At 65.2% G+C, this 12,223-nt stretch carries 12 protein-coding genes; 2 read left to right on the top strand and 10 right to left on the bottom strand.

Annotated elements, in window-relative coordinates:
- Position 1: 1 nt before the first annotated feature.
- The 4 genes from AC1DOP_RS21105 to AC1DOP_RS21090 all read right to left on the bottom strand — a co-directional run bounded on the left by AC1DOP_RS21105 (position 2) and on the right by AC1DOP_RS21090 (position 2,562).
- Positions 2–208 carry a hypothetical protein gene (locus AC1DOP_RS21105; RefSeq protein WP_442123549.1) on the bottom strand — a complete coding sequence of 69 codons (207 nt, stop codon included), beginning with the start codon at positions 206–208 and terminating at the stop codon, positions 2–4.
- A gap of 143 nt (positions 209–351) precedes the next feature.
- On the bottom strand, positions 352–1,167 hold the full coding sequence (lgt, locus tag AC1DOP_RS21100) for a prolipoprotein diacylglyceryl transferase (RefSeq protein ID WP_477253142.1): 816 nt from the start codon (positions 1,165–1,167) through the stop codon (positions 352–354).
- Positions 1,168–1,169: 2 nt separating this feature from the next.
- A complete protein-coding gene (locus AC1DOP_RS21095; protein WP_442123547.1) occupies positions 1,170–2,063 on the bottom strand; it encodes a LysR family transcriptional regulator in 894 nt (297 codons plus the stop codon).
- Positions 2,064–2,337: 274 nt separating this feature from the next.
- A complete protein-coding gene (locus AC1DOP_RS21090; RefSeq protein ID WP_477253140.1) occupies positions 2,338–2,562 on the bottom strand; it encodes a TIGR04438 family Trp-rich protein in 225 nt (74 codons plus the stop codon).
- Between the two features lie 173 nt (positions 2,563–2,735).
- Here AC1DOP_RS21090 and AC1DOP_RS21085 point away from each other — a divergent pair, with 173 nt between their 5' ends.
- Entirely contained in the window at positions 2,736–3,044 is a 309-nt protein-coding gene (locus AC1DOP_RS21085; RefSeq protein ID WP_442123545.1) for a c-type cytochrome, read from the top strand.
- A 69-nt stretch (positions 3,045–3,113) separates the two neighbouring features.
- Here AC1DOP_RS21085 and AC1DOP_RS21080 read toward each other — a convergent pair whose 3' ends face one another.
- From AC1DOP_RS21080 to folD, 6 genes are all read right to left on the bottom strand, one after another.
- Positions 3,114–4,256 (bottom strand): branched-chain amino acid ABC transporter substrate-binding protein, encoded by a 1,143-nt coding sequence (locus tag AC1DOP_RS21080; RefSeq protein WP_477253138.1) that lies wholly within the window; start codon positions 4,254–4,256, stop codon positions 3,114–3,116.
- Positions 4,257–4,399: 143 nt separating this feature from the next.
- Positions 4,400–4,855 (bottom strand): hypothetical protein, encoded by a 456-nt coding sequence (locus tag AC1DOP_RS21075; protein WP_477253136.1) that lies wholly within the window; start codon positions 4,853–4,855, stop codon positions 4,400–4,402.
- Positions 4,852–5,277 carry a DNA polymerase III subunit chi gene (locus tag AC1DOP_RS21070; RefSeq protein ID WP_477253134.1) on the bottom strand — a complete coding sequence of 142 codons (426 nt, stop codon included), beginning with the start codon at positions 5,275–5,277 and terminating at the stop codon, positions 4,852–4,854. The genes AC1DOP_RS21075 and AC1DOP_RS21070 overlap by 4 nt, the downstream gene beginning before the upstream one ends.
- Before the next feature lie 14 nt (positions 5,278–5,291).
- On the bottom strand, positions 5,292–6,002 hold the full coding sequence (locus tag AC1DOP_RS21065; protein WP_477253132.1) for a glutaredoxin family protein: 711 nt from the start codon (positions 6,000–6,002) through the stop codon (positions 5,292–5,294).
- Between the two features lie 28 nt (positions 6,003–6,030).
- Complete coding sequence (locus AC1DOP_RS21060) at positions 6,031–8,130, bottom strand: M3 family metallopeptidase (RefSeq protein WP_477253130.1); 2,100 nt, start codon at positions 8,128–8,130, stop codon at positions 6,031–6,033.
- A gap of 17 nt (positions 8,131–8,147) precedes the next feature.
- A complete protein-coding gene (folD, locus tag AC1DOP_RS21055; protein WP_477253128.1) occupies positions 8,148–9,056 on the bottom strand; it encodes a bifunctional methylenetetrahydrofolate dehydrogenase/methenyltetrahydrofolate cyclohydrolase FolD in 909 nt (302 codons plus the stop codon).
- A gap of 463 nt (positions 9,057–9,519) precedes the next feature.
- Between folD and aceE the strand changes: the two genes are divergently transcribed.
- A complete protein-coding gene (gene aceE, locus AC1DOP_RS21050; protein ID WP_442124937.1) occupies positions 9,520–12,216 on the top strand; it encodes a pyruvate dehydrogenase (acetyl-transferring), homodimeric type in 2,697 nt (898 codons plus the stop codon).
- The last annotated feature ends 7 nt before the right edge of the window (positions 12,217–12,223 follow it).

Raw genomic sequence — 12,223 nt, 5'->3', positions numbered from 1 at the left:
CTCAGACCGACGTACCGATCAGCGTTTCGCGGCGCAGGCGCACCCGGGTATGCGGCGTGCGGATGCCGGCGCACATGCCCCAGACCGCGGCCCAGCGCAAGGCCTGGTCCGTGGCGGCGCCGAAGGGCCGCGCGGCGGCGGCGCGCCTCAATGCGGTCGACATGCGCTGCATCGCATACAGCTTTCTGGGTGAGATGGCGTGCTTCATGAGGCCACGATAGTTTCCCATGTGGCGACGAACGGTGCTCCATTTAACCGATAAACGCAGGCCGGGCTTCTCTCCTACGCGTCCAGCGGACGGCGCCTTGGCCGCGTGCAGGAGAAGGCCTATGCGCCTTGTAAGCGCGCCTCTTAGGCGTGCACGGCGCGCTTGTTACCGTCCGAGTAGGCCCAGCCCAGCATCAGCAGGCCGGCCACGATCATCGGCACCGACAGCACCTGGCCCGAGGTGATCGGCATGCCGAGGATGTGGGTTTCCCAGTCCGGCACGCGGAAGTACTCGGTGAAGAAACGCGCGCAGCCGTACAGCAGGGTGTACAGGGCGCCGACCGCCAGGCGCGGGCGCGGCTTGCGCGCGAAGATCCACATGATGACGAAGACCAGGATGCCGTCGACCAGCATCTGGTACAGCGGCGACGGATGCACCAGGTGGTCCTCGATGCCCGGCCATTTCATGGCCCAGGGCAGGGAAGGATCGGCCATGCGGCCCGGCAGTTCGTGGTTGATGAAGTTGCCCAGGCGTCCGCAGGCATAGCCGATCGGGACCATCGGCGCGATGAAGTCGTACACGTCGAGCAGGTTGCGCTTGCGCTTCCTGGCCCACAGCGCCATCGCCAGCAGCACGCCGATGAAGCCGCCGTGGTAGGACATGCCGCCCTGCCAGGTCTTGAAGATGTCGATCGGGTTCGCCAGGAAGTGGGCCGGCTGGTAGAACAGCACCTCGCCCAGGCGCCCGCCGATCACCACGCCCAGCATCCCGTAGAACAGCATGTCGTCCAGGTCTTCCTTGGTCCAGCCCTGGGCCTGGATGTGCGGCTGGGTCCTGATGCGCACGCGGCCGAGGATGATGAAGAGGGCGAAGGCGACCACGTACATGATCCCGTACCAGTGGATCGGCACGGGGCCGATGTGGAAGGCGACGGGGTCCGGGTTCGGATGGACGAGCATAATCAGTGATTCCTCAGTAGTTCCAGAAAGCCCTTCAGCACCGGCGACGGGTTGTCGCGGCGCCAGGCGATGCCGGTCTCGACGAGCGGGGTCGGATCCGCGAGGGCACGGTATTCTACGCCGGGCCGCATCAGGTTAGACACGGATTGTGGCACAAGTGCCAGCCCCATGCCGCCGGACACCAGGCTGACGATGGTCTGCATCTGGATCGCCAGCTGGCCGATCACGGGGGTGATGCCGGCCGCGCGGAAGCAGGACAGGATGGCGTCGTGCAGGGCCGGCGAGATCTCGCGCGGGAAGACGATCAGGGGCAGGCGCGGCAGGTCCTGCAGCTTGACCGGACCTTCGCGGCGCAGCGCGTCCAGGCCGGCGGGGGCGCACAGGATCAGGGGCTCGTCGAGCACCTTCATGTAATCGAGCTGGCCGAGGGCTTTATCCGGCAGCGGCGGGATCAGGAGGCCGGCGTCGACGCGTCCGCGCAGCAGCTCCTCGGCCTGCACGTCGGACGTCGCTTCGATCAGGTTCAGGTGGACGGCGGGATAGCGCTCGCTGTAGCGGCGCAGGAAGGCCGGCAGCACGTTGTAGTCGCAGGAGGTGACGAAGGCCAGGGCGAGGCGGCCAGCCTCGCCGGCGGCCGCGCGCCGCGCCAGCGCCGGCAAGCCATTCGCCTCGAGCAGCAGGCGCCGCGCTTCGGGAAGCAGGGCGCTGCCGGCCGGCGCCAGCTCCACCGTGCGGCGGTTACGCACGAACAGCGGCGCCCCCAGCAACTCTTCCAGCGCCGCGATCGCCTGCGACAGCGGCGGCTGTGTCATATGCAGGCGCGCCGCCGCCCGCCCGAAATGCAACTCCTCGGCGACGGTGACGAAGTAGCGCAGCTGACGCAGTTCCAGATTCATGTGATATGCATTTCCCGCGATTTCCAACTCGTCTATTCGCGAAATGTATCACAGCCGAGCAAACCAAATTCGGGGTCAGAGCACTTTTTCACCCCAGTTCGGGGTCAGAGCACTTTTTTGATCAATTTCCGTCAGGAAGAAATACGAGCTGGCGCTGGCTGGCGTGGACAGCGGAGCGGGAGGCTGCAAGCCAGCATTCCGATACCGGAAGCAATTTCCGCAAAATGTGCTCTGACCCCGAATTTGGGGCGAAATGTGCTCTGACCCCGAATTTTTATTTGCGTTTGTCGAAGGCTTGTTTGACTCTTTCCTTGCGGCGGGCTTCGTCGGTCTTGTGGGCTTTTTTCTTGTCGAGGCCGAGTATCTTTTCGATGAATTCGAACCAGATGAAGGCGATCGCGGCCAGGGCGACGATCCACCACCAGGAGAGTTGGGCGAAGCGCCAGACCTCGAAGAAGCGCAGGGCGACCAGGGCGGCGAGCAGGAGGATGAGCGGCATGAGAGTTCCTTTACTTTCTGCGGCCATCTTACAATAATAGTTCCTTCAAGCAACGAAATCCTGCCATTCCGTCAACCGAAATGTGTATCAGCCGTTACTGACTGTATCCACTGCACCTACGCAGAGGAAACAAGATAGAATCTTGCATAGGATTTCACTTTGGAGAGTACGGAATGAAACGGTCCCTGATGTTGTTGATGGCGGTCTCCGCCCTGGTGTCGACCAGCGCCTTCGCGCAGGCCGACCTGGCCAAAGCCAAGAACTGCATGGCGTGCCACGCGATCGGCACCAAGCTGGTGGGCCCGGCCTACAAGGATGTCGCCGCGAAGTACGCGGGCCAGAAAGGCGCCGAGGACAAGCTGGTGCAAAAGGTCATGAAGGGTGGCTCGGGCGTCTGGGGACCGGTGCCGATGCCGGCCAATCCGCAGGTGAGCGAGGCCGAAGCCCGCAGCCTGGTCAAGTGGGTGCTGGCGCAGAAATAAGCCGCACGCCGCTGCAACGAAGAAGCGCCCTCGAACCGGGGCGCTTTTTCATTTCAAGGCCACAAAAGATCAGCGCACCACGTCGATCTTGCTGCGCTTGCCACCCTTGTAGGTATACAGCGTCAGCGCCCCGTCCTTGATATCGCCGTTCGGATCGAACTGGATGGTGCCGGTCACGCCCTCGTACTTGATGTTCTTCAGTACCGGCAGATACTTGGCCGGATCGGCCGATTTCGCGTTCTGCATCGCGGTGGCCATCACCATCACCGAGTCGTACACATACGGCGCGTACAACTGCACGTCCTGGTTGAACTTCTGCTTGTAGCGCGCGCGGAAGTCGTCCATCGCCTTTTCCTGCGGCCCCTTCACGCCGCCGGCCTCGGCGCAGATCACCTTGCCGTCCACCAGGCCATCGCCGGCCAGGCGGCCCAGCGCTTCGGTGCACATGCCGTCGCCGCCCATGAAGACCGCCTGGATGCCCAGCGCCTTCATCTGCTTGAGCATCGGGCCGGCCACCGAGTCCATGCCGCCGAAGAAGACCAGGTCCGGCTTCTTCGCCTTGATCGAGGTGAGGATGGCGGTGTAGTCGGTTGCCTTGTCGTTGGTGAATTCGCGTCCCGAGACGCGGATGCCGGCGGCCTTCGCGCCCTTCACGAATTCGTCGGCCACGCCCTGGCCGTAGGTGGTGCGGTCGTCGATGACGGCGATGTTCTTCACCTTCAGCGTATTCGACGCATACTTCGCCAGCGTGCCGCCCAGCTTGGCGTCGCTCGCCACCACGCGGAAGGCGCCGGGGAAGCGCTGGCGGGTGTAGGCCGGGGCGGTGGTGGCAGGCGAGATCTGCACGATGCCGGCATCGTTGTAGATCTTCGAGGCCGGCACCGTGGTGCCCGAGTTCAGGTGGCCGATCACGCCGTTGACGTGGGCGTCGACCAGCTTCTGCGCGACCGCCGTGCCCTGCTTGGGATCGGCGCCGTCGTCTTCCGAGACCAGTTGCAGCGTGACCTTCTGGCCGTTGATCGTGAAGGGCTTGGCATTGAGTTCGTCGACCGCCATGCGCGCGGCGTTTTCGTTGTCCTTGCCGAGGTGGGCGCTGGGCCCGGAGATCGGCGCCACGTGGCCGATCTTGACGACCTGCTGGGCCGCGGCGGAGCCGGCGAAGGCCAGCGCGACGGCGGCCGGGATGAGGGTGAGTTTCAGTTTTGCCTGCATGCGTGTCTCCGAGTTCTCCAGTAATTTGCGCCATACGCCAGGAAAAGGTACATCAATTTTCCGGACTGGAAAAGCAAAAGCTGAAGACCGCACGAAGCCGGTGCGCACTTGCCCCGCGACGGGTCGGAAAAGCCGCGAAATGCTCAGGATTGGCGCGCGCTCAGGTGGGCCAGTTCCTGCTGTACGGCGCGGGCGACCACGTGTTCGATCGACTGCTGCAGCGCGCTGCGCAGTTCCAGGCCGAGACGTTCGGCCACGTGGTCCAGCACGATCGCCATCTGGTCGCGCAGCTGGTCTTCCAGCACCACGTCGATGCGCGGCTGCAGGCGGTCCAGCACGCGCGTGACCAGGCGTTCCTCGAGGGTGCGCCAGGCCTCGTCGTCGAGGGCGCCGGCGTCGGCCGGGGCCGGGGCCGCTGCGGCCGCTGAAGGTTCGGGCGGGGCGGCATCCTCGATCGGCGCGACGGCAGCTTCGGCAGCCGGTTGGGCAAGCGCCGCCGTTTCCGCCACCACATCCGGAGCAGGCGCAGAAGCAGGCGCCGGCTCGGCCACCACCTCGGTCAGGACCGGGATCTCGTCGAAGGAGGGGGTATCGGTCATGACTGGCCTGCCACGAAGTGGGTCAGCGGATACTGCTGCTTGCGGTAGGCGACGTAGCGGGCGCGCCCGGCGGCGGCGTCTTCCTCGTCGGTCGAGATGATCTCGAACACGCGCGCGAACTGGTCGATGCCTTCCGGCGTGCGGCGCGTCAGGTTGACCAGCATGTCGTGGTGGGGCAGGGCGGCGCGTTCGTCGACGGTGACGATGACCGGCGTCTCCGGCGCCAGCGGATCGCCCGCCATCACGTGCGGGACGAAGTCGGTGCCGGACAGGGTCCACAGCGCCTCGTTGAGCTGGTCGGCCTGGTCGCTGGTCTCGGCCAGCAGCACGACCTTGCCGCGCGCGGCATAGGCCTTGCGCGCCAGTCGGCAGGCGTAGCCGAGCTTGTCGGGGATATTCGTATGGAAGTCGATCCGGGTCATGGGCGTTCGATGCGTCAGAATTGAAAACCGGGCGGGGCATTGCCCGCCGGCGGCCTGGCGGGCGCCGTGGTGGGCGGCGCGGCGTCGCGCGCGGCCGGGCGGCGCGGCTGCTGTTCGGCGGCCTGGGCCGCGGCTTCATCCGGCGGCGCGGGGTTGCGCACGCCGTAGGGCTTGCCCGGCGCGGCCGGTTCCGGCGCCGCGTGACGGTAGCCGGACGGCAGCTGGGCCGAGCGCGGATAGGCCGCCGCCGTCAAAGCCGCCTGCCAGGCGGCCTCCTGGAAGCCGGCGACCTTGCGGCTGCCGACTACCAGCAGCGGCAGTTCCAGCCTGGCGTCGAGCTGGCGCAGCAGTTCCTTGTCCTCGTCGGTGTTGACGGTTTTTTCGGTATAGGGCACGCCGCGGGCGCGCAACAGGGCCCGGCCCTGGTCGCAGCCGGCGCAGGCGGACTGCGTCGTGGTGTACAGCGTGACCGGGCTGGCCTTGACGGCCCGCGCCAGTTCGTAGGGGAGGGCGGCGCCCTGGCCGGCCCCGTCCTGGGACGGCGTGGTGAGCTGGCTGGACGCCGCTTGCACCGGCGGCGTGTCGCCATAGTGGACCGTGCCTTGTGCGTCGGTCCATTTATAGACCTGGGCGGAGACAGCGCCGGAGACGCAGGCAAGCAGCACCAGCCCCGGCAGCATCCGCCGCCCGCGCCGCCCGCCGTCCTCGACCTGCCTATCCCTCATGCTCGTCTCCGTCCAGGCCCCGGGGCCATCAAGCCGCCTGCATGCCGCTATGGCGCAGCAGGGCATCGATCTGCGGTTCGCGGCCGCGGAAGGCCTTGAACGATTCGAGCGCAGGACGCGAACCGCCCACCGACAGGATCTCGCGGTGGAAGCGCTTGCCGGTTTCATCCAGCGCGGCGCCGCCCGCCTCGACCGCCTCTTCGAAGGCGGCATAGGCATCGGCCGACAGCACTTCCGCCCACTTGTAGCTATAGTAGCCTGCCGCATAGCCGCCGGCAAAGATATGGCCGAAGCTGTGCTGGAAGCGGTTGAACGCGGGCGGGATCAGCACCGAGAACTTGCTGCGCACCTCGTCCACCAGCGCCTGCACCGTCTTCTGGCTGTGCGGGTCGAAGTCGTAGTGCAGGTGCATGTCGATCAGCGAGAACTCGACCTGGCGCAGCGTCTGCATGCCGGACTGGAAGTTCTTCGCCGCCAGCATCTTGTCGTAGAGCTCGCGCGGCAGCGGCTCGCCCGTCTTCACGTGGGCGGTCATGCCCTGCAGGACGTCCCACTCCCAGCAGAAGTTTTCCATGAACTGCGACGGCAGTTCCACCGCATCCCATTCCACGCCCGAGATGCCGGACACGCTCAATTCGTCGACTTCGGTCAGCATGTGGTGCAGGCCGTGGCCGAACTCGTGGAACAGGGTCGTCACTTCGTCGTGGGTGAACAGCGAGGGCTGTTGCTGGCCGTCGACGATGGCCGGCGGGGTGAAGTTGCAGACCAGGTAGGCGATCGGCGTCTGCACGATGCCACCGGTCGCCATCCGGCGGCCGCGGGCATCGTCCATCCACGCGCCCTGGCCCTTGCCGGGACGCGCATACGGATCGAGATAGAACTGGCCGATCAGCTTGCCGTCACGCTCGATGCGATAGAAGCGCACGTCCGGATACCAGACCGGGCCCTGGTCCGGCGCGATGCTCACGCCGAACAGCCTGGAGATCACGCCGAACAGGCCGGCCACGACCTTGGACTCGGGGAAGTACTGCTTCACTTCCTGGGCCGAGAATGCGTAGCGCTTCTCGCGCAACTTTTCGGAGGCGTAGGCGACGTCCCAGGCCTGCATCTCTTCGATGCCCAGTTCGTCCCTGGCGAAGGCGCGCAGCTCCGCCAGGTCCTTCTCGGCGTAGGGACGGGCGCGGCGCGCCAGGTCTTCCAGGAACTCGATCACGCGTTCCGGGCTCTCGGCCATCTTCGGCTCCAGCGAGACGTCGGCGAAGCTGCGGAAGTCGAGCAGCTTGGCTTCCTCGTCGCGCAGCTTCAGCAGCTGGGCGATGTTGCTGGTGTTGTCCCACTTCTCGACTTCGGAGAACACGACGCCCATCTCGGACGCCTTGGTGGCATTGGCGCGGTAGATTTTTTCACGCAGCTCGCGCTTGTCTGCGAACTGCAGCACCGGGAAGTAGGAGGGGAAGTGCAGCGAGAACTGCCAGCCCTGCTTTCCGTCGCGTTCGGCGGCGGCGCGGGCCGCGGCCCTGGCGTCGTCGGGCAGGCCGGACAGATCGGCTTCGTTCTCGACCAGCAGTTTGAAATCGTTGGTCGCGTCCAGCACGTTTTCCGAGAAGCGCGTGGAGAGCGCAGCCTGCTGCTCCTGGATCTCGGCGAAGCGTTCCTTCTGCTTCTCGGGCAGTTCGGCGCCGCCCAGGCGGAAGTCGCGCAGGGCGTTCTCGACGATGCGCTTGCGCGCCGGCGTCAGGTTCACGAATTCCGTGCTGGCGTGCAGCTGCTTGTACTTGGCGAACAGCGCCTCGTTCTGGCCCAGCTCGGTCCAGAACTCCGTCACCTTCGGCTGGTTCTCGTTGTAGGTGGCGCGCAGCTCGGGCGTGTCCATCACGTGGTTCAGGTGGTTGACCACGCCCCAGGCGCGTCCCAGGCGCTCGGTGGCTTCCTCGAGCGGGACCACGAAGCTGTCCCAGCCCACCTTGTCGCCGGGCGCTTCCAGCTGCTGGACCACGTTGCGAGCATCGGCGATCAGCTGCTCGATCGCCGGGGTGACGTGCTCGGGCTTGATCGCATCGAAGCGCGGCAGGCCCGAGAAATCGAGAAGTGGATTCGCGAGAAGAGGATTGCTGGCATCGATGCTCATGGTATTCCTTTCAGTGTTCAGGCGAGGCCGGGTTTCGGGTCCATCCCCGAGGCCTGGCCAGGCTTTGCTTGATTCTTGGCAAGCCCGCGTTCCGCGGACTCGAGCGTGTTCATCAACAGCATGGTAATCGTCATCGGGCCGACGCCGCCCGGGACCGGCGTAATGTGCGAGGCCACTTCGCTGACGCTGGCGAAATCGACGTCGCCGCACAGCTTGCCTTCGTCGTCGCGGTTGATGCCGACGTCGATCACGATGGCGCCCGGCTTGACCATGTCCCCTCGGAGGGTATTGCGGCGGCCGACCGCGGCAACCACGATGTCGGCCTGGCGGGTGTGGTAGCCCAGGTCCGGCGTCGCGCTATGGCAGATGGTGACGGTGGCATTCTGTTGCAAGAGCAGCAGGGCCATCGGCTTGCCGACCGTGTTCGAACGGCCGATCACGACCGCGTGCTTGCCGCGCAGGTCGACGCCGGTGGTCTCGATCAGCTTCATGCAGCCGTACGGGGTGCAGGGACGGAAGCCCGGCAGGTTGGCGACCAGTTCGCCGGCCGACAGCACCGAGTAGCCGTCCACGTCCTTGGTGGTGGCGATCGCTTCGATCACCTTCGACGGATCGATGTGCCTGGGCAGCGGCATCTGCACGAGGATGCCGTGGATGGCCGGGTCGGCGTTCAGGGCCGCGATGCGGTCCAGCAGGGCCTGCTCCGAGAAGTCCGCCTCGTATTTTTCCAGCACCGAGTGGAAGCCGGCTTCGTTGCAGGCCTTGACCTTGTTGCGCACGTAGACGTGGCTGGCCGGATCGTCGCCGACGATGATCACGGCCAGGCCGGGCTGGCGGCCTTCGGCGGTGAGTTCGGCGGCGCGGCGGGCGATGTCGGCGCGCAGTTGTTGGGAAAGTTTGACTCCGTCGATCAGTTGGGCAGGCATGGCGGGACTCGGCTTCTGGACAAAAACGAAATTATACGTGCCCGTCCGGTATCGCGCGCCGCGAAGAGGCGTTCGACGTCATATTTATGGATGTTGCTGCCGAGTTGGGCGGCGAAGATTATTGTTAGTAAAAAAACCGGCCTTGCCGCGTTTAATTCCGGCCTTGCCGCGTATTTCTCCGTCGTCCCCGCGCAGGCGGGGATCCAGGTTTGCTGGCGTTTCGATAGCGCGAACAGAACGTGGATCCTCGCCTGCGCGGGGACGACGATGTATATATGCGCGGCGCCGGCGTATGTAGGGCGCATGCCATTTTTCATATTATGAAATCGTATATCGTATTTTGAAAAACAGGTGCTCCACTGGTAGAATCGACAGGCTTTAATTTAGGGATAGTCTTTTCGCCACCAAACGTCCGCAGTCAGGCTCAAGGTCGGGTGGGGCACCAACTCAAGGAGACGTAGCAATGTCAGCTCAACTCGACCAGTTGACGGCCCAGGCCGCCAATGATCCGGATTCGATCGAGACCAAGGAATGGCTCGACGCGCTCGAAGCAGTCATCGAATTCGAAGGCACCGACCGCGCCCACTACCTGCTGGAGCGCCTGGTCGATCTGGCCCGCCGCCGCGGCGCCCAGATGCCGTTCTCCAGCAATACCGCATACGTCAACACCATCCCGGCGCACCTCGAAGAGCACTGCCCGGGCAACCTCGAATATGAAGAGCGCCTGCGCTCGTGGATGCGCTGGAACGCCATGGCGATGGTCGTCAAGGCCAACCGCGCCGACGGCGACCTGGGCGGCCACCTGTCGTCCTTCGCCTCGCTGGCCAACGTGCTGGGCATCGGCTTCAACCATTTCTGGAAGGCCCCGAGCGAGAATCACGGCGGCGACCTGCTGTACATCCAGGGCCACTCCTCGCCGGGCGTCTATGCGCGCGCCTTCCTGGAAGGCCGCATCAGCGAAGAACAGATGCTGAACTTCCGGCGCGAAGTCGACGGCAAGGGCCTGTCTTCCTACCCGCACCCGAAACTGATGCCGGGTTTCTGGCAGTTCCCGACCGTCTCGATGGGCCTGGGCCCGCTGATGGCGATCTACCAGGCGCGTTTCCTGAAATACCTGCAGGCCCGCAGCATCGCCGACACCGACAACCGCAAGGTCTGGGTCTTCTGCGGCGACGGCGAGATGGACGAGCCGGAATCGATGGGCGCGATCGGCATGGCCGCGCGCGAGAAGCTCGACAACCTGGTCATGGTCGTCAACTGCAACCTGCAGCGCCTGGACGGTCCGGTACGCGGCAACGGCAAGATCATCCAGGAACTGGAAGCGGACTTCCGCGGCGCCGGCTGGAACGTCGTCAAGGTCATCTGGGGCCCGGGCTGGGACGCCCTGCTGGCCAAGGACAAGGACGGCATCCTGCAGCGCGTGATGATGGAAACCGTCGACGGCGAATACCAGAACTACAAGGCGAAAGACGGCGCCTACGTGCGCAAGCACTTCTTCGGCAAGCACCCCGAGCTGCTGAAGATGGTTGCCAACATGACCGATGACGACATCTGGCGCCTGACCCGCGGCGGCCACGATCCGCACAAGATCTACGCCGCCTTCAAGAACGCCCAGGAAAACAAGGGCTCGCCGACCGTCCTGCTGGTCAAGACCGTCAAGGGCTTCGGCATGGGCAAGTCGGGCGAGGCGCGCAACACCGCGCACCAGACCAAGAAGCTGGACGACGAAGCCATCCGCGAAATGCGCGACCGCTTCGCCATTCCGATCCCGGACGACAAGCTGGCCGAGATCCCCTTCTTCAAGCCGTCCGACGACGCGCCTGAAATCAAGTACCTGCACGAGCGCCGCGCGGCCCTCGGCGGCTACCTGCCGTCGCGCCGCGAACAGGCCGACGAGAAGCTGCCGGTGCCGGCCCTGGAAACCTTCAAGGCCGTGCTCGATCCGACCGCCCCGGGCCGCGAGATCTCGACCACCCAGGCCTATGTCCGCGTGATCACCTCGCTGCTGAAGGACAAGGAAATCGGCCAGCGCATCGTGCCGATCCTGGTCGACGAATCGCGTACCTTCGGTATGGAAGGCCTGTTCCGCCAGATCGGTATCTTCAACCAGCAGGGCCAGCTGTACGAACCGGTCGACAAGGACCAGGTGATGTACTACCGCGAAGACAAGGCCGGCCAGATCCTGCAGGAAGGCATCAACGAAGCGGGCGGCATGTGCTCGTGGATCGCCGCGGCGACGTCGTACTCGACGAACAACCGCGTGATGATCCCGTTCTACACCTTCTACTCGATGTTCGGCATGCAGCGCGTCGGCGACCTGGTCTGGCTGGCAGGCGACATCCGCGCCCGCGGCTTCCTGATGGGCGGCACCGCCGGCCGTACCACGCTGAACGGCGAAGGCCTGCAGCACGAAGATGGCCACAGCCACATCATCGCGGCGACCATCCCGACCTGCATTCCGTACGACCCGACCTACGCCCACGAAGTGGCGGTGATCATCCAGAACGGCCTGCATCGCATGGTGGAGAAGCAGGAAGATGTGTTCTACTACATCACCATCATGAACGAGAGCTACGAGCAGCCGGGCATCAAGCCGGGCCAGGAAGAGGGCATCCTGAAGGGCATGTACCTGTTCCAGGAAGGCGACAAGTCGGCCGCCAACCGCGTCCAGCTGATGGGTTCGGGCACGATCCTGCGCGAGTCGGTCTTCGCCGCCGAGCTGCTGAAGAACGACTGGGGCGTCGCCGCCGACATCTGGTCCTGCCCGTCGTTCACGCTGCTCGCCCGTGACGGCCAGGACGCCGATCACTGGAACCTGCACAACCCGACCCAGTCGCCGCGTCTGCCGTACGTGACCCAGCTGCTGAAGGATTCGCAGGGCCCGATCGTCGCGACCACCGACTACATGCGCATGTTCGCCGAGCAGATCCGCGCCTACATCCCGAACGGCCGCACCTACAAGGTGCTGGGCACCGACGGCTACGGCCGCTCGGACACCCGCGCCGCGCTGCGCGACTTCTTCGAGGTGAACCGTTACTACATCACGGTCGCCGCGCTGAAGTCCCTGGCCGAGGAAGGCAAGATCCCGGCCCAGACCGTGGCGGACGCGATCGCCAAGTACGGCATCGATGCCAACAAGCCTTATCCGCCGACCCTGTAATGCTCGA

Source organism: Massilia sp. 01N410, assembly GCF_056399665.1.
The sequence above is the reverse complement of the archived record's forward strand: the minus strand, read 5'-3'. Positions and strand labels throughout refer to the sequence as shown.